The organism is Nonomuraea sp. NPDC002799 (assembly GCF_053592075.1).
Genome location: NZ_JBSFVA010000001.1, coordinates 445,049 through 469,295 on the forward strand (window position 1 = coordinate 445,049; position 24,247 = coordinate 469,295).

At 71.5% G+C, this 24,247-nt stretch carries 19 protein-coding genes; 5 read left to right on the top strand and 14 right to left on the bottom strand.

Annotated elements, in window-relative coordinates:
- Positions 1-44: 44 nt before the first annotated feature.
- On the bottom strand, positions 45-413 hold the full coding sequence (locus tag ACWD0F_RS01955) for a DUF3499 domain-containing protein (protein ID WP_242374918.1): 369 nt from the start codon (positions 411-413) through the stop codon (positions 45-47).
- A 192-nt stretch (positions 414-605) separates the two neighbouring features.
- Here ACWD0F_RS01955 and ACWD0F_RS01960 point away from each other — a divergent pair, with 192 nt between their 5' ends.
- A complete protein-coding gene (locus tag ACWD0F_RS01960; RefSeq protein ID WP_449871838.1) occupies positions 606-1,046 on the top strand; it encodes a metallopeptidase family protein in 441 nt (146 codons plus the stop codon).
- Positions 1,047-1,075: 29 nt separating this feature from the next.
- On the opposite strand, the gene ACWD0F_RS01965 is transcribed toward ACWD0F_RS01960, so the two are convergent.
- The 4 genes from ACWD0F_RS01965 to ACWD0F_RS01980 form a co-directional block, all read right to left on the bottom strand.
- Positions 1,076-2,380: a DUF5719 family protein gene (locus ACWD0F_RS01965; RefSeq protein ID WP_449871840.1), complete on the bottom strand. Its 1,305-nt coding sequence runs from the start codon at positions 2,378-2,380 to the stop codon at positions 1,076-1,078.
- Between the two features lie 61 nt (positions 2,381-2,441).
- A complete protein-coding gene (locus tag ACWD0F_RS01970; protein ID WP_449871842.1) occupies positions 2,442-5,234 on the bottom strand; it encodes a glycosyltransferase family 2 protein in 2,793 nt (930 codons plus the stop codon).
- Between the two features lie 195 nt (positions 5,235-5,429).
- Entirely contained in the window at positions 5,430-5,693 is a 264-nt protein-coding gene (locus tag ACWD0F_RS01975; protein WP_449871844.1) for a WhiB family transcriptional regulator, read from the bottom strand.
- 317 nt (positions 5,694-6,010) lie between these two features.
- Positions 6,011-8,152, bottom strand: a complete 2,142-nt coding sequence (locus tag ACWD0F_RS01980; protein WP_449871846.1) for a hypothetical protein — start codon at positions 8,150-8,152, stop codon at positions 6,011-6,013.
- 180 nt (positions 8,153-8,332) lie between these two features.
- Here ACWD0F_RS01980 and cofD point away from each other — a divergent pair, with 180 nt between their 5' ends.
- The 3 genes from cofD to ACWD0F_RS01995 all read left to right on the top strand — a co-directional run bounded on the left by cofD (position 8,333) and on the right by ACWD0F_RS01995 (position 11,407).
- Positions 8,333-9,271 carry a 2-phospho-L-lactate transferase gene (cofD, locus tag ACWD0F_RS01985; RefSeq protein WP_449871848.1) on the top strand — a complete coding sequence of 313 codons (939 nt, stop codon included), beginning with the start codon at positions 8,333-8,335 and terminating at the stop codon, positions 9,269-9,271.
- Entirely contained in the window at positions 9,268-10,578 is a 1,311-nt protein-coding gene (locus ACWD0F_RS01990) for a coenzyme F420-0:L-glutamate ligase (protein WP_449871850.1), read from the top strand. The genes cofD and ACWD0F_RS01990 overlap by 4 nt, the downstream gene beginning before the upstream one ends.
- Before the next feature lie 91 nt (positions 10,579-10,669).
- On the top strand, positions 10,670-11,407 hold the full coding sequence (locus ACWD0F_RS01995) for a lytic polysaccharide monooxygenase (RefSeq protein ID WP_449871852.1): 738 nt from the start codon (positions 10,670-10,672) through the stop codon (positions 11,405-11,407).
- 49 nt (positions 11,408-11,456) lie between these two features.
- On the opposite strand, the gene ACWD0F_RS02000 is transcribed toward ACWD0F_RS01995, so the two are convergent.
- From ACWD0F_RS02000 to ACWD0F_RS02030, 7 genes are all read right to left on the bottom strand, one after another.
- Positions 11,457-13,205, bottom strand: coding sequence for a substrate-binding and VWA domain-containing protein (locus ACWD0F_RS02000; protein ID WP_449871854.1), 1,749 nt, complete (start codon positions 13,203-13,205; stop codon positions 11,457-11,459).
- An 80-nt stretch (positions 13,206-13,285) separates the two neighbouring features.
- Positions 13,286-15,850, bottom strand: coding sequence for a bifunctional FO biosynthesis protein CofGH (locus ACWD0F_RS02005; protein WP_449871856.1), 2,565 nt, complete (start codon positions 15,848-15,850; stop codon positions 13,286-13,288).
- A 53-nt stretch (positions 15,851-15,903) separates the two neighbouring features.
- On the bottom strand, positions 15,904-16,800 hold the full coding sequence (locus ACWD0F_RS02010; protein ID WP_449871858.1) for a DNA-3-methyladenine glycosylase family protein: 897 nt from the start codon (positions 16,798-16,800) through the stop codon (positions 15,904-15,906).
- 164 nt (positions 16,801-16,964) lie between these two features.
- On the bottom strand, positions 16,965-18,044 hold the full coding sequence (locus ACWD0F_RS02015) for a sugar phosphate nucleotidyltransferase (RefSeq protein ID WP_449871859.1): 1,080 nt from the start codon (positions 18,042-18,044) through the stop codon (positions 16,965-16,967).
- Between the two features lie 32 nt (positions 18,045-18,076).
- Positions 18,077-19,192, bottom strand: a complete 1,116-nt coding sequence (locus ACWD0F_RS02020) for a glycosyltransferase family 4 protein (protein WP_449871861.1) — start codon at positions 19,190-19,192, stop codon at positions 18,077-18,079.
- Positions 19,193-19,285: 93 nt separating this feature from the next.
- A complete protein-coding gene (locus tag ACWD0F_RS02025; protein WP_449871863.1) occupies positions 19,286-20,377 on the bottom strand; it encodes a lysylphosphatidylglycerol synthase domain-containing protein in 1,092 nt (363 codons plus the stop codon).
- The gene (locus tag ACWD0F_RS02030) at positions 20,374-21,201 is read right to left on the bottom strand and encodes a methyltransferase domain-containing protein (RefSeq protein ID WP_449871865.1); all 828 of its coding nucleotides are present in this window, start codon (positions 21,199-21,201) and stop codon (positions 20,374-20,376) included. Before ACWD0F_RS02030 ends, ACWD0F_RS02025 begins: the two co-directional genes overlap by 4 nt.
- A gap of 163 nt (positions 21,202-21,364) precedes the next feature.
- On the opposite strand from ACWD0F_RS02030, the gene ACWD0F_RS02035 reads away from it, so the two are divergent.
- Complete coding sequence (locus tag ACWD0F_RS02035; protein ID WP_449871866.1) at positions 21,365-22,324, top strand: lysylphosphatidylglycerol synthase transmembrane domain-containing protein; 960 nt, start codon at positions 21,365-21,367, stop codon at positions 22,322-22,324.
- Here ACWD0F_RS02035 and ACWD0F_RS02040 read toward each other — a convergent pair.
- Both ACWD0F_RS02040 and ACWD0F_RS02045 read right to left on the bottom strand, forming a co-directional pair.
- Positions 22,225-23,286, bottom strand: a complete 1,062-nt coding sequence (locus tag ACWD0F_RS02040) for a glycosyltransferase family 4 protein (protein WP_449871868.1) — start codon at positions 23,284-23,286, stop codon at positions 22,225-22,227. The genes ACWD0F_RS02035 and ACWD0F_RS02040 overlap by 100 nt on opposite strands.
- A 3-nt stretch (positions 23,287-23,289) precedes the next feature.
- Positions 23,290-24,219, bottom strand: coding sequence for a glycosyltransferase family 2 protein (locus ACWD0F_RS02045; RefSeq protein ID WP_449871870.1), 930 nt, complete (start codon positions 24,217-24,219; stop codon positions 23,290-23,292).
- Between the last annotated feature and the right edge of the window lie 28 nt (positions 24,220-24,247).

Sequence of the window (24,247 nt, forward strand, 5' to 3'; positions counted from 1 at the left end):
TCTCCAGCTCCGCCCTTAGGTCGTTTCTCCCTTGTAAAACGAGCCTACCGGTCGCGGTGCTGCTGAGCCGACCTCAGAACGCGCAGGTGCCCACGGCGGCCGACCTCGACCCCTTGGCCGACCGGCTCACCGCCGCCGGACGGTGCGGGCCGCGCCGCCTCACGGACCGCGTTGGCCAGCGCTTCGAGGTCATCGGAGCTGGGTGAGGCGCCATCCGTCGGCAGCCGCACCACCTCCCAGCCGCGGGGGGCGGTAAGCCGCTCGGCATGTTCGGCGCACAGGTCATAGCAGTGTGGCTCCGCGTACGTCGCCAGGGGGCCGAGGACAGCGGTCGAGTCGGCGTATACGTACGTGAGCGTGAAGACGGCAGGCTGGCTGCAAGCGGTGCGGGAACAGCGGCGGACGGGGCTCACGGAGGGACCGTATCTGGTAAGAGTGCGAGGCGCCACTATCTGAGGGCTCTTAACGAGCGTGTCGCCACAATTCGGACACCTGTCGCAGCGTTTCCACCCACATGCCCCGATGGCGCCCCTGCTCAGGATCGCGCCCGAGGACCGGCGTCGCCACTCCCGGAACGGGCGGGACAGCCCCCTACACTTGCCCCTGTGACAAACAGGCGCGGTCCCAGACGGCGCGATCGCCACGGTCGCGGCCTCCGCGGCCCGCTCGCCCCCTCCCACATCCCGATGGCCAAGGCGCGCAGCGAGCGCTTCGACGATCTCGTCCTCGACGCGGTCGACCGGCTACGCCCCCGATGGGAGCGCCAGCTCTCGGCCGTGGAGTTCGCGGTGGAGGAGGTGCCCCCGCTGAGCGAGCTGGACGACGGCCCGAGCCTGGGCACCGACCCGATCCCGTTCGGCCGGGCGGACGCGGCGAGCGGCCAGAGCCCGGCCTCGATCGTCATCTACCGCCGCCCGCTGGAGGCGCGCGCCCGCGACCGCGACACGCTGGGCGCCATGGTCCATGACACGGTTGTGGAGCAGGTGGCCACATTGCTGGGCATCTCCCCCGAAACCGTCGACCCGGGCTACGACGACCGCCGCTGACCCATCTGCGGTGGTCCGCGGGTAGTTGCTCAGGGCTGCACGACGCGGGGGGAGTCGGTCAGGGGTGGGAGGATCGTCCACGTCCGGGCCGGGGCCAGAGGCTGAGTGGTGATCATGAGTCCGGTCTTCAGGCGTTCCTCCACCACCCGGCCCCCATAGACCTCCCCGGAGACAGGCGTCACCACGACGGCGAAGGCGCCCTTCGCCTTGAGCGGCACGTCGCGGGTCCGCCCCGCGGGCACCTCCACGTCGAACGGCCGCGCGGCATCGCCCTTCCCGGCCACCACCTGCACCCGGACCTTCCCGGCGCGGGCGCCCAGGGCGGTGAGCACCAGCCGTGACCCGGCGCCGTTGCGCGCCACGGCGCTTCCCAGCTCCAGCGACGGCGTCCCGGCGGTGAAGGCCACGTCCGAGCGCCCGCCGGTGCCGGTGATGACGAGCCCGGCGACGATCGGGACCGGCGAGGTCAGAACGAGGGCCGCCGGCGAGCCGCCCACCCCGGTGGTGACGTCCAGCGAGACGACGCTTCCGGCCGGCACGTCCATCGTCTCCCGGCCCTTCATGGCGTACTCGGCGTCCTGGCTCACCGCCCGCACCCGTACCAGAGCGTCGGTTTCGCCGAGGGCGGCGACGAGGAGCTCGCGGCGCCCGCCGCCGCCGGGGATGCCGGGGACGACCACGCGCGTGGCGGGCGGCGCGGCGGCCGGGAGCCAGTCGACGCCGCCGATCTCCATGGTGGCCCTGGCGGCCACGGCGAGCCGGCCGTAGAAGGTGGTGACGCTCACGGCCATGATGTCGGCCGAGGGGGCGAGCGTCTTGAGGTCGATCTCCCGGTGCTCGCCCGGCGCGATCTCCAGCCCGCGGCCCGCGTCTCCCGAGACAGGGCCCTCCGCCGCGTACACCTGCACGTCCGCCAGCGCCGGCGCCTTGTCGGCGTTGGTCAGGTGCAGGCGTACGTCGGCGTTCGCGGGCCCCGGCCCGACCAGCCAGGTCCGCGGGGCGGGCTCGGTGCAGCGGACCCCGGACAGGCCGCGGCCGGCGCCCGTCGTGGCGCGGGTGACGTAGCCGGCCTCCAGTCCGCCGGGGCCGTTCGTCCGGTACGGCTCGGCGTCCATGGCCTCGTGGGACAGCGTGCCGGGCAGGTAGACGTCGACCCGCTCCCCCTTCGTGCCGGGGCACACGGCGGTGACCGACTCGACGGCCACCTTGCGCGGGCCGTCGGGCACCGGCGGCACGGGGGCGGGCCTGGTGACGAACGCGACGCCGTACATGGCGACCAGGGCCACCACGACCAGCGCCAGCAGCCCGAACCGGTTCTCCACGAACGTCTTCATCACGCACCCGCCAGAGCCGCGAACGCCAGAACCACGAACACCGGAGCCGCGGACGCCGCCATCACGCGCCCGCCAGAGCCACGGCGGACGACTCCACGCCTTCGGGCGCGCGCCGCCCCGGCGCGGCCAGGAGCACCACCAGCAGCACCAGCGCCCCCTGCGCCCAGAGCCACGGCGTGTGCAGCACGCTCTCCGGCTGCGCGGGCACCCGGGTGACCGGCTCGCTCAGGGACCACAGACCGCCCGCCGCCGACAGGCTCTGGCGCTGCAACGACGGTTGCGAGTCGAGGACTTCGGCCAGCTCGGGCGAGACGGGCGGCGCCACGGCCACCATGCCGATGCCGAGCTGGGCGAGCGTGGCCGCGTCCCCGCCGCGCCCGCCGATCAGCCCCCGCGCGGCGGCCGCCACGCGGGTGCGGGCCTCGGACGAGACCGGCAGCTCCGATTCGCCGATCAGCGGGCCGCGACCGTGCAGCACCGTGAACGCCGTCCCCTTGACGACCAGGGTCCGCTCCCCGTTCCGGGTACGCGCCGCCGCCAGCGCGGGCAGCGCCTCGCGTGCGTCGCCCACCAGCGGCCCGGGCACGCCGCTCGCCATCCAGTGGCCGGCCGCCAGCAGCGGCGTGCTGAACGCCACCGCCACCAGCGCGGTGGCGCCCACCCGCGCGAGCCCGCCGCCGGCCCGCAACTCCGACAGCCGGTGCGCGGTCAGGCCGACGAGGACCAGCAGCCCGGTTCCCGCGAACGCCAGCGGCACCCCAGGCCAGACCCGCGCCCCTTCGACGCTGACGCGGCTGACCAGGATGGCGGCCAGCACCCCGTACAGGGCGACGCCCCAGCCGAGGGCCACGATCATCCGCTGGCGGCGCATGAGCAGCGCCGCCAGCGCCGTCACGAGCAGGCCCGAGGTCACCCAGAACGGCGGCAGCCCCGGTCCGCCCGGACTCAGGGCCAGCAGCGACTCCGGCGCCAGCCCGGCGTCGACCAGGGCCGGATCGTGCAGACCGGCTTCGAGCAGGATTTTGCCCGGATCGGTCACCAGCGTCGCCAGCCACGGGAGCAGCAGCACCACGGGCACCACGAGCGCGATCACCATCGAGGTCAGCACGCCACGGAACGCGACGGCCGCCAGCACCCCCAGAACGGCGAAGAGCGGATAGACCAGCGGCACGAACGCCGTGCCCACGGCCAGCAGCAGCCCCAGCGTCCAGGCGGCGCGGCGGGCGCGGCGGCGCTCCGCGGACAGCAGCTTGGTGCCGAGCGAGGCGTAGACGGGCACCAGTACGAACACCACCGCCGTGCCCAGCCGCCCCGCCGCGACCGCCCCCGTGGCGACGGGCAGCAGCGCGTACGTCCCGGCCGCCCACGCCCGTGCGGGCACCGCCGGGATGATGTGCCGCGTCGCCAGGTACGCCGAGGCGCCCGCCAGCGGCACCGAGCCGAGCAGCAGCACGGAGACCACCACCCACGTCTTGCCGAACGCCGGCGTGGCCAGGGCGGCGAGCACGGCCACGTACGGCGGCGCCCAGGCGTCGGAGCCGAGCCCGATGTCGTGGAAGCCCTCGGTGTAGAAGGTCCAGAGGTCGCTCGCACTGCCCGTCACCGGGACCAGGGCGCCGCCGCCGAGTCGTTCGCCCCAGAGGAGCGACCGCTCGGCGACCAGCGCCACCACGGTCAGCGAGAGCATGAGGAGCACACCGGGACGGCCGATGAAGCGCTTGACCGCGCCGGTGTCCGGCGGCGGGACCACGTCCTCGTCCGGCGCGGACGCGGACGAGGACGCGTGGTGGTGACGCCCGGTCGAGTCGACGGGCGCCTGGCCGGCGAGGAAGCTCTGCGTCAGGTCGACGAGCCGCCGGTAGGCCGCTCCCCGCGGCGCCATCAACCCCTTAATGCGGATATATCCCGTTTTACGGCCGTGGCGGCGGGCTCGTCGCGCCCGGAGCAGCCTGAACGGGTGCGCCAGGACCGAGCCCATGGCCACCACTTCGTCCAGCGCGTTCGCGGGCTGCTTGCTCACCACGAACAACAACGTCCGGAAGGCCGACCCCAGCAGGGTGCGCAGCAACGCCCAGAGCATCGCGCCGAACGGCAGGTTGGCCATGACCACGAAGATCGCGTTGCGCCGGTCGAGCCGGCGCGGATGGTCCCCGCTGACCGCGATGCGCCGCCGTCTGCGCGCCGCCGCCTCCGCGTGGTAGGCCACGGCGGAGGTCACGTTCAGCACCTTGTGCCCGGCGTTGCGCACCCGCCAGCACAGGTCGAGGTCGTCGCGGAACAGCGGTAAGAACGGATCCAGCCCGCCGGCCCGCTCCCACACGTCACGGCGGATCAGCATCCCGGCCGTGGACACCGACAGCACCTCCCGCGTGCCGTCATGCTGCCCCTGGTCGAACTCGTTCGGCTCCAGCCCGGTCTCCCTGCGCCCGGTCCTGCCCACGGTGACGCCGATCTCCAGCAGCCGTCTGCGGTCGAGCCAGTCGCGCAGCTTGGGGCCGAGCACGGCGGCCTTCGGATGGTGCTGCGCGGCCGCCAGCAGCGCCTCCAGCGCCCGCCTGTCGGGGGCGCAGTCGTCGTGGAGCAGCCAGATCCACTCGTCGCCGCCGGCGGACGGCAGCTTGGCCAGCACCTCGCCGACGGACTCGCCGAACCCGGTGGAGCGGGGCAGGGACAACACGTTGCCACGGCCGAGCGTCTGGGCCATCAGGTCGGCGGAGGCGTCCCTGCTGCCGTTGTCGACGCCGGCCACGCGGTCGGGCCTGCGGCTCTGACCGGCCAGCGCGCGCAGCGTCTCCCCGACCCAGCGGGCGCCGTCGTGGGAGACGACGATCGCGGTGACGTAGGGACGTGACATCGGCGGGTGACTCCTGGGGGGATGATCAGGCGCGCCCACCATACAGGTGAAACCTCATCGGGAGAGGCGAAAAAGGGTCACACGGCAACCCGCGTGACCCCTTCGCCCATATCCCTGACGGGAAACCTGCTCATCGGGCCGCCGCCCCGGTCTTGGACCGTGACAGCAGTCCGCCAGGCAGATCACCCATCGGACCTAAACGGCCTGGCGCTTGATCCGTCTGCGCTCACGCTCGGACAACCCACCCCAGATGCCGAACCGCTCATCGTGCTCAAGTGCGTATTCAAGACACTCAGCACGGACCTCGCACGATCGGCAGACTTTCTTGGCCTCTCGGGTGGAGCCGCCCTTCTCCGGAAAAAACGCCTCCGGATCCGTCTGAGCACACAACGCACGCTCTTGCCAGCCGAGTTCTTCAGCGTCGTCAAGCTGTTCCTGTGCGATGACCGGATCGGTCACTGCACACCTCCCTGCCGCCCGCCCGCAATGGAGCCCCCCATGGACGCCTTCCTTACTACCCACCCACTGGAAGGCGTAACAACATGGTTGTAATTACACGCGTGTGCCGTAGCCGACGTCAAGCGGCATGCAGGTATCCGGGGAAAGACCAGATCTCGCCCCGGTGTGCTTGGCATGTGATGTTCGCACCCCGCCGACACCCCTTTGCAGCCGGCGTCGGCGTAGCTTTTCAACGCTGCTAGCGGTCCGAACCGTACCAGGGCGGAAAGACCCCCGCCCGTGGCCCACCTTCTCTCTAGCCGTCCATTGCCGGTCCGTTACCTGCGGGGCTCGTTAGGGGTGTATATGGCGGTCGGGTCGATCGGATCGTCTCCCGGACGACGCTGCTCGCCACCGCCCAGCGCGCTGGGGTCGAGCCGCATCGTCGACTCGGCCGGGGCCTCCGGCCAGGCCGCCCCACCGGCCGGGGCCTGGTGCGTGGGACGGTACTGGGCCTGCTGGGACCCGTACTCGGCGTGCTGCTGCGGGTGGCCGAACGGGTCGTCGTACGACCTGGGCGCGCCCGCCTGGCTGGAATAGTCGGGCACCCGCAGCTCGGGCTGGCCGCCGGCCGGCAGGTGCTGGGGCGCGGAGCTCTGGTACGTCTCCGCCTGCTGGTAGGCGTCCATGAGCTGCTGGGAGCGCGGGTCCACGGGCGGGTCGGGCTCCTGGTAGGCGGGCGGGGCCGCGAACTCGTGGCCCGAGTAGCCCGTGAACGGCTGCCCGCCCTGCTGCGGGGCCGGCTGCTGCGGGGCCTGCTGACCGGCGGCCTGCTGATCGAACGCGCTCTGGCCGTAGTAAGGCTGCTGGCCGAACTGCGGCTGCTCGGCCGCCGGCGGGAACTGCACGTTCGGGGTGGTCTCACCCGACGGGAAGGCCGGCTCGGCGAAGGCGTTGGGCGCGGTCTCCACCGGCGCGTACAGGCTCTGCTGATCCTGCGCGTACGGGCTCTGCTGGTCGTTCGCCGGGGGCGCGTAGGGGTTCGGGCTCGGCTGACCGTAAAGGCTTGGCTGGCTGTCCGCCGGGACGTACGGGGCGGGCTGGTACTCCGAGGCCGGGGTGGAGTAATCCTGAACCGAGGGAGGCGGGGTGGCGTAGTCCTGAACCGCAGGAGGCGGGGTGGCGTAATCCTGAACCGCAGGAGGCGGGGTGGCGTAATCCTGAACAGAGGGAGGCGGGGTGGCGTAATCCTGGACCGCAGGAGGCGGGGTGGCGTAATCCTGGATCGAGGGGGCCGTCTCGGCGGGGGCGTAGGCCGCCTGGCCGTGGTTCGAGTCCTGCCCGAAGCTCTGCGGCGGGTACGCGTGATCGGACTGGCCGGGCTGCGGCTCAGGCCGGCGGTCCGCCGGCGCGGCGGGCAGCGCGGCCCTGATCGGCTGGTACGGCTCCGGCTGGGCGTAGATCGCCTGCGGCGGCTCGGGCTGGCCGACGAAGCTCGGCGGCTGCTGCCCGTAGCCGACCTGCTGACCCGAAGGCGGCTGCTGCCCGTAACCGGACGACTGCTCATAAGCGGGCTGATCGTAGCCGGCCTGGTCGTAACCGGACGGCTGCCCGTAGCCAGACTGCTGACCGGAGGGAGACTGCTGACCAGAGGGAGGCTGCTGGCCATACCCAGGCTGCTGGCCCGAAGGCGGCTGCTGGCCGTAGCCGGGCTGCTGGCCCGAGGGCGGCTGCTGTCCGTACCCAGGCTGCTGCTGACCGGACGGCGGCTGCTGGCCATACCCAGGCTGCTGGCCCGAAGGCGGTTGCTGACCATAACCGGGCTGCTGACCGGAGGGCGGTTGCTGACCATAACCGGGCTGCTGGCCCGAAGGCGGCTGCTGGCCGTACTCGGAGTGCTGGCCGTACTCGGGCTGCTGACCCGACGGCGGCTGCTGCCCGTATCCGGGCGCGGCCTGAGCCGGCTCCGGCTGGCCGAACTGCTGCGGCTGCTGACCACCGAAGAACGGCGGCTGCTGGCCGAACTGAGGCTGGTAGACCTGCGCGACCGGACGTTCGGGAAGGACCTGCGGAAGCAGGTAGACCAGGGCGAGGGCGGTGAGCGCGAGCTGCGGCACACCCAGGAGCACGAACTCCACGGTCTCCCGGGCACCGATTCCGGCGAACAGGCCGAGGAGCAGCGCCAGCATGCCCACCACGGTCGCCAGGAGCAGCCCGGCCGCCGACCCGTACGTGATCGGCTTGGCCTTGGGCGTCGGCGCGCCGACCTTGGTGACGAGCAGCACCGCCCCGAGCAGCAACGCCGTCAAGACCGGGTTGGTCAGGCTCGGAAAGTTCGAGGCCGCGCGGTCCATGAAGGACGAGCTGGACGACGTGCCGATCAGGATGTGGCCGATCGTCAGCAGCACGTTCACCAGCCCGGTGACGAGCATGATCCAAGCGGCCGGCTCCTTCAGCCGAGCTACATCAAGTTTGCTCATAACTACCCCCAATGGACCCTTTGGCCCGAAGGGAGTTTGCCACATCACCGACATGCCCGGCGGAGGTCCCAGAAACCTCTTACATCACAAAAGCGCTCAACCTGGAGGTTCACCTCTCGATGAGTGGCGAAAACGACTCCCGAGACGGCGTTGTCAGAGGCCGGTGGAAGACTGGGCCGCATGCACATCGTGTCACTCGCCGGCGGCATCGGCGGCGCCCGTTTCCTGCGCGGCCTGCGCGCCACCGCGCCCGACGCCTCGATCACCGTCATCGGCAACACGGGTGACGACATCACCCTGTTCGGTCTGCGGGTCTGCCCAGACCTCGACACGGTGATGTACACCCTGGGCAACGGCATCGACGAGGAGCAGGGCTGGGGCCGGGCCAAGGAGTCCCACGTCGTCAAGGAGGAGCTGGCCGCGTACGGCGTGGAGCCGCAGTGGTTCGGGCTCGGCGACCGCGACTTCGCCACCCACATCGTCCGCTCGCAGATGCTGGAGGCCGGCTATCCGCTCTCCCAGATCACCCAGGCGCTGTGCGCGCGCTGGCAGCCGGGGGTGCGGCTGCTGCCGATGAGCGACGACCGCTGCGAGACCCACGTGGTGATCGAGGACGAGCAGGGCAAGCGCGCCGTGCACTTCCAGGAGTGGTGGGTGCGCCTGCGCGCCTCCGTTCCCGCCCGGTCGTTCGCGCTGGTGGGGGTCGACACCGCCAAGCCCGCGCCGGGGGTGCTGGAGGCGATCCAGCAGGCCGACGTGGTCATCCTGCCGCCGTCCAACCCCGTCGTCAGCATCGGCACCATCCTTCAGGTCCCCGGCATCCGCGAGGCCCTGCTCGCCAAGACCGTGGTCGGGGTGTCGCCCATCATCGGCGGGGCTCCCGTCCGGGGCATGGCCGACGCGTGCCTGACGGCCATCGGGGTGGAGACGACCGCTCAGGCCGTGCTGGAGCTCTACGGCGCCGAGCTGATCGACGGCTGGCTGGTGGCGGAGGAGGACGAAGGGGTCGCGCTCGACGGCGTGCGCGTGCTGGCCCGCCCGATCCTCATGCACGACGCCGACGCCGCGGCCGACATCGCCCGCACCACCCTCGACCTCGCCCAGGAGCTCGCCCGATGACCGTCCCGCCGCACGCCGAGGTCCCCCGCCACGTCGAGGTCCCCCAGCACATCGAGGTGCTCGCCGTCGCGGGCATCGGCGAGGTGCGGCCGGGCGACGACGTCGCCGCGCTGCTCCAGGACGCCGGCCTGCGCGACGGCGACATCGTGGTCGTCACCTCCAAGATCGTGAGCAAGGCCGAGGGCCGGATCCGGCACGCCCCCGACCGCATGCGGGCGATCGAGGAGGAGACCGAGCGGGTGGTCGCCAGGCGCGGCGACACCGTCATCTCCCAGACCCGCCACGGCTTCGTCATGGCCGCCGCGGGCGTCGACGCCTCCAACACCGAGCCCGGCACCGTGCTGCTCCTGCCCGAGGACCCCGACGCCTCGGCCAGGCGCATCAGGAAGGGCCTGCCCGTGCGCGCGGGCGTGATCGTGTCCGACACGTTCGGCCGGCCGTGGCGCAACGGGCTCACCGACGTGGCCATCGGGGCGGCCGGCGTGCGCCCGCTCGACGACTTCAGAGGCGTCTCCGACGGCTACGGCAACGCGCTCAACGCCACCGTCACGGCGCTGGCCGACGAGATCGCGGGCGCGGCCGAGCTGGTCAAGGGCAAGCTCTCCGGCGTTCCCGTCGCGATCGTGCGCGGGCTGTCCCACCTGGTCACCGAGGACGACGGGCCGGGCGTCAGGCCGCTGGTCCGGGCGGCCGACGACGACCTGTTCCGCTTCGGCTCGCGCGACGTCGTGTTCGCCCGCCGGACGATCAGGGAGTTCTCAGACCGGCCCGTCGACCCGGGCGCGGTGCGCCGGGCGGTGGCGGCGGGCATCGCCGCGCCCGCGCCGCACCACACGACCCCGTGGCGGTTCGTGCTGGTCGAGTCGCCCGAGACCCGCGTCAAGCTGCTCGACGCCATGCGCGAGGCGTGGATCGAGGACCTGCGTGGCGACGGCTTCACCGAGCAGTCGATCGCCAAGCGGATCAAGCGCGGCGACGTGCTGCGCGGCGCGCCCTACCTGGTCGTGCCGTGCCTGGTGATGGAGGGCTCCCACACCTACCGCGACGATCGGCGCAACGCCTCGGAGCGGGAGATGTTCGTCGTGGCCATGGGCGCCGGAGTGGAAAACCTGCTCATCCAGCTCGCCGTCGAAGGGCTCGGCTCGGCGTGGGTCTCCTCCACCATGTTCTGCCGGCCGGTCGTCCGCGAGGTGCTCGATCTGCCCGGCTCGTGGGACCCGATGGGCTGCGTGGCCGTCGGGCACGCAGCCGCCCCGCCGCGCGAAAGGGCCCCCCGCGACGCCGCGGACTTCATCGTCGTCCGCTGACCGCCGGGTCGAACACCCGGTCAGTGGCCGTTTACCGTTAGGAAAGTTTCCTTTACATTTGGAGCATCCCCCCATGTAAAGGAGCCACTTCATGAGAAGGACTCTCACGCTGGTCGCCGTGGTGGTGATCGCCATCGCCACCACGGTGTTCAACACCACACCGGCGTTCGCGCACGGCTACGTGAACTCTCCCCCCAGCCGCCAGGCCAACTGCGCCCAGGGCAGGGTGTCCGGCTGCGGCAACATCATCTACGAGCCGCAGAGCGTGGAAGGCCCGAAGGGGCTGCGTAACTGCCACGCCAACCTGGGCCAGTTCGCGCAGCTCAGCGACGAGAGCAAGGCGTGGCCCGTCGCGTCGGTCGGCACCACGGTGACCTTCAACTGGGTCTTCACCGCCAGGCACGCCACGTCCAACTACGAGTACTACATCGGCAACACGCGGGTGGCCTCGTTCAGCGGCAACAACCAGCAGCCGCCGGCCACGGTCGCGCACACGGTCAACTTCTCCGGCTACTCCGGCCGCCAGAGGGTCCTGGCCATCTGGAACATCTCCGACACCACCAACGCCTTCTACTCCTGCATCGACCTGCAGATCGGCGGGGGTGGCGGCAACCCCACCCCGACCCCCACCCCGACCGTCACCCCGACGCCGACCCCGACGCCGACGGTGACCCCGACGACGCCCTCCGGCACGTGGCGGGCCGGCACGGCCTACGCGACGGGCAGCACCGTGACCTACAACGGCTCCACCTACCGGTGCCTCCAGGCGCACACCGCCCTGGCCGGCTGGGAGCCGCCCAACGTCCCGGCGCTCTGGCAGCGCGTCTGATCCGAAAAGGGGGCGCGCCCGCGCCCCCTTTTCTCAGGGGTGATGTCGCTCAGGTCGTCGGCTTGCAGGTGGGATGGCAGAGCCGGCGGGCCAGCGCCGCCAGGAAGACGTCGATGATCTCGCCAGGCTCCTGCGCCTCGTGCAGCGAGCCGTTCGTGGCCGCGGTGATCTGCGACAGACTGCCGCGGTCGACGCCCTTGCCGAACGCGATGACGATGATCTGTACGGGCTTGTCCGGGTTCCAGCCGCGCCGCAACTCGTCGAGCAGGTGCGGCAACTTCGTGCCCTTGCCGTCGTCCCGGCCCGCGGTGATCACGAGGAGGGTGTTGTTCATCTCCTCGCGGTACTCCGCCGACATCTTGCGGAAGCCGCTCAGCACGGCGTCGTAGAGCGAGCTGTCCAGCTTGGGATGGGCGGTGATCGTGCTCGTCAGCTCGGTCAGCCGGCTGCGCCGGATCACCTGGCCCGTCTCCGGCTCGATGATCGGGCCCAGCCCGACGTGTTCCTGGTAGCCCTTGATATGCCCCAGCTTGTCGGCGAACTCCCACAGGCCCATGTGCGTGGAGTCGGGGAAGAGCTGCAGCCCGATCTTGGCCGCGGCCAGGGCCACGCTGACCCTGCTCTTGCCGTTCAGCGGCTCGGCCATGTGCTTGGAGGTGTCGGCCAGCACGAGGATGTTCGTCGGCGGGGCCAGCCTGCTCCAGGCGCGCAGCGCCTCGTCGATGTCCTGGGGCGAGACCGACTGCCGGGTCTTCGGCGCCTCGGAGGGGATCTGCGGCCCCGGCGAGATCGGGCCCCGGGTGCCGTCGCCGGACCGGAAGCCCGCCCGCCGGACGATCTCCTGCGCCTGCGCGCCCTTCAGCCAGGCGGCGAAGGCCGTGGACGCCTCGGCGACCGTCGGATCGGTGGCGGTGACGACGTACGGGTAGTCCAGGTTGATCGTGCCCTCGCGCGGATGCAGCGCGACGACCGGGTCGGAGGACGGGCGCAGGTTGTGGTTCCACACCGCCTGCTCGGGGACGATGACGACCGGGCGCCGCCAGAACGTGCGGTCGTCGACGGCGGCCAGCATGCTGCGGTAGTCGGGGGCCGAGCCCGCCTGCGCCCACCGCACGAACGCGGTCAGCGCCTTGTCCGCGGCCGGTCCCGTGCCGACGACGTCCCGGGCGGCGGCCACGGTCGCGATGCCGGCCCCGGCCAGCGACGGGTCCGGCACGCGTACGACGTCGGGCTCGTTCTCGGTGGGCGTCAGCCGCCCGCGCACGGTCGAGGGGAAGACCATCCGCCAGTTCATCTCCGTCTTGCCCACGGTGAAGCGCTGGGCCAGCGACGACCGGGTGGCGAAGACCAGCGGCGAGGTCGCCACCACGCTCTCACCGCTGGGCAGCGCGCTCGCGCCCTGCTGGCGGGCCAGCCTGATCCAGGCCGACGAGTCCGCGATCCAGCCGTCGGGCCGCTCGCGCAGCACGCCCGCCCGGTCGCCGATCAGCGTGCGCAGCACGGTGGCCGGCGGCTGCTCGGTCACCTGGACCAGCACGCACCGGCCGCCGATCGACGTCTTCGTCTCGTTGAACCGTCCCGCCGCCTCCATGACCGCCGGCGCCACGTCGACCGCGGCGGTCACGCTGACCAGAACAGGCTCTCGTGTGGTGCACAGCGCGCCGACGCCGCCGAACACCACCACGAGCGCGGCCGCCACGATGGCCGCGGCCGTGAGCCCGGCCAGCATGCCACGCTGGAGCGCTTTCTTACGTCGCTGCTCGCCGGATAGCGCGGCGCGGTGCCGACCCAACCGCACGGTGAACCTCTCTCCAAGGGAGTGACGATTCTTCCAGCGTCTCCCCCAGCGGACGCAAGGCTTGTTAGAACATGTTACAACTACGCCATCGGCAGGACCCTCCTGACACTACGGCAGACGCCGTCGCTGGCCGCCGAGGCCCGCAGCCGCTCCTCCGCCGGGACGCCGTACTCGGTGGTCCGCTGCCTGACCGGCCGGCCGCTGACCTCGACCATCTCGCGCAGCTCGCTGATGGTCTTGTACGAGCCGTTCTCCGAGCCCGCCATCCTGCTGATGGTCTCCTCCATCAGGGTGCCGCCGAGGTCGTTCACGCCGCCCTGGAGCACCTGGCGGCACAGGTCGTCCTGGAGCTTGACCCACGAGCACTGGATGTTCTTGATCGCGCCGTGCAGCAGGATCCGCGACAGGGCGTGCACGGCCCGGTTCTCCTGCGCCGTCGGACCCGGCCTGGCGACGCCGGCCAGGTAGATGGGCGAGCTGGTGTGCACGAACGGCAGCAGCACGAACTCGGAGAACCCGCCGGTCTCCTCCTGGATGCGCCTGATCAGCTTGATGTGCCTGACCCAGTGCAGGTGGTTGTCCACGTGGCCGTACATCATGGTGGACGTCGTCGGGATCCCCACCTTGTGGGCCGTCGTGATGACGTCGACCCACTCCTTGGTGGGCAGTTTGCCCTTGGTCAGCACCCAGCGCACGTCGTCGTCCAGGATCTCCGCCGCCGTTCCCGGGATCGAGTCGACGCCGGCCTCCTTGGCCGCGTGCAACCAGTCCTCGATCGACAGGTTCGTCCGGCTCGCGCCGTTGATGACCTCCATCGGGGAGAACGCGTGCACGTGCATGCCCGGCGTCCGCTCCTTCACGGCCTTGGCGATCTCGAAATAGGCGGTGCCGGGGAGGTCGGGATGGATGCCGCCCTGCATGCACACCTCGGTCGCGCCCGCCTCCCAGGCCTCCTGCGCCCGGTCGGCCACCTGGTCGAGGCTCAGCGTGTACGCGTCGGCGTCGGTCCTGCGCTGGGCGAAGGCGCAGAAGCGGCAGCCGGTGTAGCAGACGTTGGTGAAGTTGATGTTCCGGTTGACGACGTAGGTGACCTCGTCGCCCACCGCCTGCCTCCTGAGGTCGTCGGCGATGGCGGCCAACTCGTCCAGCGCCGCCCCCTCCGCGCTCAGCAGGGTCACGGCCTCGGCGTCGGTCAGCCCGGCCGGGTCGGACCCGGCCTTCTTGAGCGCCTGCCGCACGGCGCTCGGGAGGGTGGCGGCCATGGGCGCCGCGTCCGGGCCGAGCCGGTCGCGCAGGGCGTCCCAGTCGCCGTAGACGTGGTCGAAGTCGTCGCGCCGATCCGCGGTGCGCCCCGAGGTGTCCACCTCGACGTGCAGGTCCACCCGCCCCGATGAGGTGAACCCGCCGTCGGGCTCCTGCCACGGCAGGCCGCGCGGCTCGGCGTCCTCCCGCGCCAGACCCGTCTCCGGGTCGGCCAGGGCGGCCACGTGGCCGAACAGCCGCGGGTCCAACCAGGGCTCGCCGGCCAGCACGTACTCGGGATAGATCGTCAGCCGCTCGCGCAGCCGGAACCCGGCCTCGGCCGTGCGGGCCGCCAGGTCGTCGATCTGCGGCCAGGGCCGCTCCGGGTTCACGTGGTCGGGGGTGAGCGGCGACACGCCGCCCCAGTCGTCGATGCCCGCCCGGATCATGAGCTCGTACTCGGCGTCCACGAGGTTGGGCGGTGCCTGCAGGCGTACGCGGGGGCCGAGGATCAGGCGGGCGACCGCGATGGTGGCCGCGAGCTCCTGCAGGTCGGCGTCGGGCAGCCCGCGCATGGCCGTGTCGGGCTTGGCGCGGAAGTTCTGGACGATGACCTCCTGGATCGCGCCGTACTCGCGGGCCACCCGCCGGATGGCGAAGATCGACTCGACCCGGTCCTCGATGGTCTCGCCGATGCCGATCAGGATGCCGGTGGTGAACGGCACGTTCGTCCGGCCGGCGTCCTCCAGCACGCGCAGCCGTACGGCCGGGTCCTTGTCGGGCGAGCCGTAGTGCGGCTGCCCCTTCTCCTCGAACAACCGCCGCGAGGTCGTCTCCAGCATCATGCCCATGGACGGCGCGACCGGCTTGAGCCGCTGCAGGTCGCGCCAGCTCAGCACGCCCGGGTTGAGGTGCGGCAGCAGCCCGGTCTCCTCCAGCACCCTGATCGCCATCGCCCGCACATAGGACAACGTGTCGTCGTAGCCGTGCGCGTCGAGCCACTCCCGCGCCTGGTGCCACCGGTCCTCGGGCCGGTCCCCCAGCGTGAACAGCGCCTCCTTGCACCCCATCGCCGCACCCTGCCGGGCGATCTCCAGCACTTCGTCCGGGCTCAGGAACGGCGCGTCCAGCTTGTGCGGCGCGGTCGCGAACGTGCAGTATCCACACCGGTCCCGGCACAACCTCGTCAACGGGATGAACACTTTCCTGCTGTACGTGATGACCCCGTCGCGACCGGCCGCCCGCAGGCCGGCGTCACGGACCCGGGAGGCGTGTTCGAGCAGCGTGTCGAGCTGCGCGCCCCGGGCGTGCAGGAGAACGGTGGCCTCGGTGACGTCGAGGGCCTTGCCGTCGCGGGCACGGGCGAGGGCTCGGCGAACGGCGGAATCACTGACAAGACTCATAACGGCACAGTACGACGGGCTGAGTTCGCCGGTCGCACCCAGGGCCCCGTATGTCAGAACGAGCGATAGTCGCGCACGGCCATCCTGGGCCCGCGTGCGGGCGGGCGCAGGCCGGTCAGATAGACGAGCACCGTGGCGCGATGCCGGTGCCCCTCGTACGGCTCCAGCAGCCGCAACATCCCGGGGTCGTCGGTCTTCTCCCCGGTCAGGGCATAGCCGACGAGCTTGGCCAGATGGAAGTCGCCGACGCTCACCGCGTCCGGGTCGCCGAAGACGCGCTGGCGCACCTCGGCCGACGTCCACACCCCGATCCCCGGCAGCGCCCGCAACAACCGGTCGAGCTCCTCCGTGGTGGCGGCGGCCTCCAGCTTGCCGGCGTGCCAGGCAGCGTTCGCGATCGTCCGGGCGCGGACGGCCTCGGCGCCCGCGCGGTGCCAGTGCCAGGTCGGGATCTGCCGCCACACCGCGGGCTCCGGGATCACCCGCATCCCGTCGGGCGCGGGGCCGGGCGCGGGCTCGCCGTAGCGGGTGAGCAGATAGCGCCAGGCCCGCCAGGCCTCCCGCCCGACCACCTTCTGCTCCAGGACGGCCGGTACGAGGGCCTCCATCACCCGGCCGGTCCGGCCGATCCGCAAGCCCGGATATTTCCTGACAACCTCGGCTAGAACGTCATGTTTGACGCTGAATCCGGAAATGTCGTCCAAGCCGCCGAGCAGCGCCGGCATCTCCTCCAGCACCCACTCCGCCCCGGGCCCCCACGCCTGCCCGTGCACGGCGCCGCCCATGACGCCCACTCTGAGCGTGCACGGCCCGTCGGGCGTCCTGGAGGTGCGCCACACGGTGCCGTCACCGCCCTGGCGCCAGGTGGGGTCGCCGCTGCCGCGCTGATGCGGCCGCAGGGCCAGCACCGCGTCCACCGGCCCGCCGGGCACCCACCTGCGCTCCCTCACCCGTCCAGTGTGCCCCCGCCCCTCACCTGGTCAGACCAGCCGCCCCCGGCCCCGGGCCGGGCGCCGCCGGACGCACGGCCAGACGCCGCCGAACCCGGGCCGGACACCGCCGGACGCGCGGTCAGGCATCGCCGAACCCGGGCCAGACATCGCCGGACACGCGGTCAGACGTCGCTGGAGTAACGCATCGCCCGCTCGGGCAGCTCGACCCCCGGCCAGATGCGTACACCGTTCTGCAGCTCGTTGCCGGGCCCCACGACGGCCCCGTCACCGATCACCGCGTCACGGACCACCGTGCCGGCGCAGACCCGCGCGCCCAGGCCCACCACCGAGTCGGTCACGGAGGCGCCCGACTCGATGACGCTGTCGTCGTTCAGCACCGACCCGATGACCGAGGCCCCGGCCTCCACGACCACCCGCGCGCCGACCGCCGTGCCGCCCTGGACCTTGGCCTCGGGCGAGATGCGGGCGCCTTCGAGCGCCAGGTGCTCGCCGGTCGGGCCGGGCAGCGCGGGTGAGGCCAGCCGCCCGAGCACCAGGTCCCGCGAGCCCTGGACGTAGGCGGCGGGCGTGCCGACGTCGAGCCAGTAGGTGCGGTCGGCGTAGCCCAGCACCAGCTCACCCGACTCGATCAGTCCGGGGAACGTCTCCCGCTCCACCGACACGACCTCGTCGCGCGGAATGGAGTCGATCACCGACCGGGTGAAGACGTAGCACCCGGCGTTGATGCGGTTGGTCACCGGATTGGGCGTCTTCTCCAGGAAGGCCGTCACGCGCCCCGACTCGTCCGTCGGCACGCAGCCGAACCGGGTCGGATCGTCGACCTCCGTCAAATGGAGCGTTACAGCGGCATTTCGCGCCTGGTGAGCGCGTATCTGATCGCCGATGTCATGGCCGGAGAGAATGTCGCCGTTGAGGATGAGCACCGGGTCGGACGGCCCCGACGTGAGAGCCTCCGCGGCGTTGCGGATCGCCCCGCCGGTGCCGAGCGGCGTCTCCTCCGTCATGTAGTCGAGCGAGAGCCCGAAGGCCCGCCCGTCACCGAAGGCCGGCTCGAACATCGACGCCTTGTACGAGGTCGCGAAGACGATGCGGCGAACGCCGAATGATCGCGCGCGCGCCAGTTGGTGGGCCAGGAACGGCACGCCGGCGGTAGGAAGCAGCGGCTTGGGCGTGCCCAGTGTCAGCGGACGCAGGCGCGTGCCCTGCCCTCCGACCAGGAGGATCGCCTCGAGGTCTGGCAAAGAGCTCTCCATCACTCCGTGAGGTTACCGAACTATTCGATCGCGCGTTGATAGGAGCTGAGATGAGCCTCCGCGGAGGCGTCCCAGGTGAATTCGCGAGCCCTGGCCAGACCGGCCTCCTGCAGCTGCTGCCGCCGCTCGGACGAGGCGAGCAGTTGCCCGAGCGCCGTGGCGATACTGTCGGCGTCCGGCTCGGTGTAGGCGACCGCGTCGCCGCCGACCTCCGGCAGCGAGGTGCGATGCGTGGTCAGGACCGGAGCGCCGCAGGCCATGGCCTCCAGCACCGGCAGCCCGAAGCCCTCGCCCCGCGAGGGGAAGGCCACGACGAGCGCCCCGCCGAGGAACCCGGACAGGTCGGCGGGGCCCAGGTAGCCGGGACGCACGACCTTGACGGTGGCCTCGACCTCGCGGCAGGCGGCGTCGACGTCGTCCTCGTGCACGCCACCGCCGAGCACCAGCGCGGGCGGCTTCTCCAGCGACTTGACGGCCGCCGCGAAGCCCCTGATCAGATTGGGAACGTTCTTACGGGGGTCGAGCGCGCCCAGGAACGCCACATAAGGCTGGCCGTGCAGCCCGCATCTCATGACGGCCCTGCGGATCTCGTGCTCGCTCGGCGGGTGGAACTGCGTCAGATCCACGCCGTGGTAGGCGACGTCGATCCGGGTCGGGTCGGCGGCCAGCACGCGCACGAGCTCGTCCCTGGTCGCCTTGGACGGCACGATCACCCGCTGGGCATGGCGGACGGCGGTGCGGGTGGCCGAGCGGAAGAACGACGCCCGTGCGCCGTGCTGCTCGGGCTCGGTGAACCAGGTGGCGTCGTGCACCGTCACGACGGTGGGCAGGCCCGAGCCGAGCGGGATGGAGTAGTAGGGGGCGTGGATGACGTCGGCTCCGGCCTGGCGGGCGAGCAGCGGCAGGCCGGTCTGCTCCCAGGTGAGCCTGGTGGCTCTGTTGTTGATGGCGACAGGGCCCGCGATGATCCTGGCGGAGGGCGCGAGCAGCCGGTAACGCTCCGCTTCGGACCGCTGGCAGACCACGGCCAGGTCCGCCCCGGCCCGGTGGAGTGCGGCCACGAGGCCGTCCACATACCTGATCAACGCGCCGCGGTCTGCGGGGACCGCAGCCGCGTCGACGAGCACACGAGGCATTACGTAGATCTTCTCCCCTCAAGATCAACGTGGGACTGGCGTCCCCCTCTGATAGTCAGCTTATGACCAGCCTCCCCTAAATCGCGGGCCAAATCACACCGAGTCGCGACGTGCCGCAATTCCCGCCAAGCCTGCGCAGATCAGATCCCCCATGATGATGACAATGCGGGAGGAAAGGGCCACGGCAATTGCCGAACCCGCGTCGAGGTGCGGCGCCAGCACCGCAACCATCGCAATCTCCCGCACCCCCGCGCCCGCCGGGATGACGAAGGTCAAGATGCCCAGGGACCACGACAGCGCGAAGGCGCCGACCGCGAAGAGCAGGCCGCCCTGGGGCGCGATGAAGTAGAGGTGCACGCCGTAGCAGAGCCAGCCGGCCACCGCCCAGCACAGGGCGGTGAGCATGCCGCGCCGGGTGAGCGGGCGGTCGAGGGGCTCGCGCTTGAGCTTGCGCAGGGCGAAGCCGATGAGGCCGTTGACGACCTTGGGTTCGAGCAGGACGAGCAGCAGCGGGATGAACAGCAGCAGCCAGCCGTAGCGGTCCCAGCCGAGCGTCACCAGCGTGACGAGCAGGCCGGTGGCGATCTGGACGGGCATCATCAGGAAGAACGCCGCCGCGCTGCGCGAACGCGGCACCCCGAGGTCGCGGCCCATCTCCATCTGCGCGAGCATCGGCCAGACGGCGCCGGGGATGTACTTGCCGAGCTGGCCGACGAAGAAGACCTTGGCGGCGGGCCGCAGGGGCAGCGGCGAGCCGAGGTCGGCCAGCAGGGTGCGCCAGGTGAGCATGGCTCCGAGCAGCGCGGCCACCACGGCGGCCAGCGACCCGGCGAGCGCGGGCCAGGACAGGCGGGCGAATCCGGCGGCCACGGCGTCCCACTGCTTCAGCACGGCGTACGCACCGAAGCCGAGCGCCACCAGGAGGAACCCGAACCGGACGACCTTACGAAGAACGGGCCGCCCCTTACGAGCCGGCCTCACGTCATCCGCCTCAGCATTGCCGTCAGCACCGCCCGCACCGCCGCCGCCCAGACCGCCGTCCTCAGCACCGCCGCCGCCCAGACCGCCGTCCTCAGCACCGCCGTCCTCAGCACCGCCGTCCTCAGCACCGCTGCCCGGACCGCCCTCAGCGCCGACGTCGAGGCTTTCGCGTCTGCCCGCCGTCCCGGATCCGCCGGTGTTCACAGCGGGCGGACCCGCTCGGGCGGCTGGGGCAGCGCGGCCCCCACCGGACGCCGCGGCGTCTTGGTGGCCACCCACAGGTACGTCGGCACCACGGGCAGCAACAACCGCAACAACGCGCGCGGCGCCTTGCCCAGCACGGCCCGCACCACCTTCCCCAGCACCCCGGGGAACAGCTCGGCCCCCGCGAATTGAGTAGGCGTGGCCAGCACGGGGAAGGTGTAGTCCCACACGTGGAAGGCCCGCAACATCTTCCGCAGCCCGCGCCGCGTCCTGAACCGCTCGTAGTAATGATCGGCCCGTCCGGACGCCCGCACATAACGGTCGGCCAGCGCGGGCGGCAGGTAGGACAGGAAGGGCAGCTTGTAGTGGGGCTCGACGACCCCGAGCCGGTTGCCGAGCCCGAGGTAGAGCACCCCGTCGTCCGACAACACGCGGCGCATCTCGGCCACGACCGCGTCGGGGTCGACCACGTGCTCGTAGATGTGGTTGAACACCAGCACGTCGACCGAGGCATCGGGGAACGGCAGCGCCGTGCCGTCACCGCAGACGAACGCCACCCGCTCGCCGAACCTGTCGGCCGCCCTGCGCAGCCCCGGCACGTCGATGTCGATGCCCAGCGTGTGCTTGGCCCCGGCGCGCGCGAGCTCGTCGGCGATGAACCCCGCGGAGCAGCCCACGTCGCCCACGGTCAGCCCGCCGAGCGGCCCGTGGAAGTGTTCGAGCACCGCGATGATCTTCGCAGCCTTCCGTCTCCGCTTCTCCTCATCGAGCATGGCGGACTGGAACTCCGAGTATTCGAGCTGCGCGACCCGTTGCTTACCCACGGGTCCACACAGTACCGACCTCTGCGCCGTCACGACGTCAAACGACCTTGGGTACGGCGGCCGACCTGGTCATACGGCGCACCGAAGACCCGCGGCCGCCGGGGTCGCGCTCGGATCGGCCGTGCTCTGGCTTTATCCGGCGGACCGCGCGTAGCCTGGGCCAATGCTCCGACGCCTGCTGCGCGTCCTCCTCGCCCTGGTGGCGATCGCCTTCCTGGGCTACGGCCTGGCCGCGAACTGGGACGAGACCACGTCGGCCGTGGCCGCGATGTCGCCGTGGGCGGTGCTCGGGGCGTTCGCCGCGGTGCTGCTGGGGCAGTTCTTCATGCTGGTGGCCTGGCGGGAGATCTTGGCGGGGCTCGGCACGCGGGTGCCGCTGCGGACCGCCGGGCGCATCATGTTCGTGGGGCAGCTCGGCAAGTACATCCCGGGCGCCGTCTGGGCGTACGCGGCGATGATGGACCTCGGGCGCGACCACGGCAGCCCGCCGCGGCGCACGTTCGCGACGATCTCGCTGGGGCTGGTGATCAACCTCGGGGTCGGCATCTCGATCGCCGCCGCGACGCTGGGCTCGCTGGCCGCGGTCCGGCAGGCCTGGTATCTCGTGCTGCTGGTGCCGGTGATCATCGTGTGCCTGCATCCGAAGGTGCTCACCTGGGGCCTCAACCTGGTGCTCCGCCTCGCCCGCAAGGAGCCGCTGGAGAGCGTGCTGCCCGGCCGCACGGTGGTGGTCGCGGTCGCGTGGACGGCACTCGGCTGGTTCGTGTACGGCCTGCACATCTGGCTGATCGCCGGCCGGCCCGACCTCTATCTCGTCTCCACCGGCGCCTACGCGTTCGCCTGGGCGACCGGGATCCTCACCGTCGTGGTCCCGGCGGGCGTCGGCGTCCGGGAGGGCGCGCTCGTGCTCGTGCTCGGCCCGATCATCGGCACCCCGGCCGCGCTGGCGGTGGCGATCGTGTCGCGGCTGGCGTTCACGCTGGCCGACGCGACGGCGGCGGGCCTGGCGTTCCTGCTGGGCCGTCAGGCGCCGAGCAGCGCCCCCGCGTACGCCGTCCAGAACGGCTCGGGATCCACCGCCTTGACGCCCGACCGCAACCTCTCGGGCTCGCCGGAGGCGTAGAACCGCTCGATCGCCGCGCGCAGGGCGCCGGCGTCACCGGGCTCGACCAGCAGTCCGTCGACGCCGTCGGTGATGTGATCGGCCAGCGCGCCGACGCGGGTGGCGATCACGGGCACGCCGTGCTCGTGGCCGAGCCAGACGTTCTGGCTCGCGGTCGCGCTCCGGTACGGCAGCACGAGCGCGTCGGCGGCGGCGAACAACGCCGGCACGTCCCCGGCGGCCACGTAACCCGGCCGCAACTCCACCCGATCGCCGAGGCCGAGCTCGCCGATCAGCGCCTTGGTCTCGTCGAGCCCGCCCCAGAACTCGCCGGCCACCGTCAGCGAGATCCCCTCGGGCAGCGCTCTGAGCAGCAGATCCAGCCCCTTGTACGGCCGTACGATGCCGAAGAACAACAATCGCCGGTGCACCTCGGCCGACCGCTCGGCCGTCGTCGACGGCAGGTGCGGCGGCATCGACGCCACGGTGGCCGGCCGGTCCGTCAGCGTGGCGGCCAGCTCGGCCTGCTGGTCGGAGTGGGTCAGCACGCCGTCGACCCGCTTGAGCAGGGCCTTCATGAGAGGGGCGTCGTAGGGCTTGCTCTCGTGCGGCAGCACGTTGTGGCAGAGCGCAATGGTCCTGACTTTTCGCCCTATGCCGTACAAAATCCCCAAATAGGCGGGGACCTGCACCGGGCTCAGCACCGCCAGCACCACCAGGTCAGCGGACCGCGACCGCCGCCCCGCCGCGACCCACCCGCCCGGCCGGCGCCAGTCGAGCCGGCGCGCGGTCTTCGGATAGGGCGTGCCCTCGGGCGCGGAGATCGTCTGCTGCCCCGGATAGAGGAACGAGGGATACTGGGCCCGCCACGACTCGATCACCACGTCGTGCCCCTGGGCCGCGAGCCGGTGCGCCAGCTCGGTGGTGTGCTGCGCCCCGCCCCCCTTGTACGGATAAGTCGGGCCGACGATCGCGATCCGCACCGCTCATTCTCCCCGCGAGCGCACGATCAGGTCGGCCAGCAGCGCCACGGACCCGATCAGCATGCCGGACAGGAAGATCATCACTGTGTTGGCCGGGAAGTAGAACGGGTGCTGGACCATGTCCCAGACGCCCTTGACGAACCCGATCGCCACCAGCCACAACGCGGGCGGCATGAGCACCTTGAGCGGGTTGAAGTACATGATCATCCGCAGCACCTGCAGGATGTAGCGGTAGGCGTCGGACACGAAGCTGAACTTCGACGTCCCGGCCCGCTTCGCGTAGCCGATCGGCAGGTAGTAGACGTCGTGCTGGTTGGACAGGAACGACAACGTGATCGTCGTCACACAGGAGAACCCGGGAGGCAGCAGCCGCAGATAGGGCCTGGCCACCGACTTGCGGAAGGCCCGCAGCCCCGAGTTGAGGTCGGGGATCTTCTGCCCGGCGAGCTTCTCCGCCACCTTGCGGATCACCCACTTGGCCGGCACCCGCAGCAGCTTGTGCGAGCCCTCCTCGCTGGTGCGCGCGCCGACCACCTGGTCGACCGTGTCGTCCTTCTCCAGGATCTGCACCAGCTCGGGGATGCGCTCGTTGGGGTAGGTCATGTCGGCGTCGGTCCAGACGACGATCTCGCCCTTGGCCTCCTGCGTGCCGATGCGCCGCACGGTGCCGGAGCCGCCGTTGCGGTGGAAGGCCCGCACGCGCAGGTGCGGATAGCCGGGCGCGGCCTCTTCCAGCTTGGCCAGCGTGTCATCGGTGGAGCAGTCGTCGACGGCCACGAGCTCGTAGGTGTAGCCGCTGGAGTCCATGGCCTTCGTGATGCGCTCGACCTCGTCGATGACGTGATCCTGCTCGTTGTAGCAGGGCAGGACGATGGTGACGTACGGCGCTTCTTCCACAGCAGGTCCACTCTTGGGGGTCTCAAGCGTGCTCACGGGGGTCGAGGTTACTCTGCCCAACCAC

What these genes read in the sequence shown, in the direction of transcription:
- ACWD0F_RS02035 (WP_449871866.1), top strand. Translation starts at nt 21,365, where the DNA reads ATGCTCCGACGCCTGCTGCGCGTCCTCCTCGCCCTGGTGGCGATCGCC.
- ACWD0F_RS01995 (WP_449871852.1), top strand. Translation starts at nt 10,670, where the DNA reads ATGAGAAGGACTCTCACGCTGGTCGCCGTGGTGGTGATCGCCATCGCC.
- ACWD0F_RS02020 (WP_449871861.1), bottom strand. Translation starts at nt 19,192, where the DNA reads ATGCCTCGTGTGCTCGTCGACGCGGCTGCGGTCCCCGCAGACCGCGGC.
- ACWD0F_RS01990 (WP_449871850.1), top strand. Translation starts at nt 9,268, where the DNA reads ATGACCGTCCCGCCGCACGCCGAGGTCCCCCGCCACGTCGAGGTCCCC.
- ACWD0F_RS02005 (WP_449871856.1), bottom strand. Translation starts at nt 15,850, where the DNA reads ATGAGTCTTGTCAGTGATTCCGCCGTTCGCCGAGCCCTCGCCCGTGCC.
- cofD (WP_449871848.1), top strand. Translation starts at nt 8,333, where the DNA reads ATGCACATCGTGTCACTCGCCGGCGGCATCGGCGGCGCCCGTTTCCTG.
- ACWD0F_RS01965 (WP_449871840.1), bottom strand. Translation starts at nt 2,380, where the DNA reads ATGAAGACGTTCGTGGAGAACCGGTTCGGGCTGCTGGCGCTGGTCGTG.
- ACWD0F_RS01980 (WP_449871846.1), bottom strand. Translation starts at nt 8,152, where the DNA reads ATGAGCAAACTTGATGTAGCTCGGCTGAAGGAGCCGGCCGCTTGGATC.
- ACWD0F_RS01970 (WP_449871842.1), bottom strand. Translation starts at nt 5,234, where the DNA reads ATGTCACGTCCCTACGTCACCGCGATCGTCGTCTCCCACGACGGCGCC.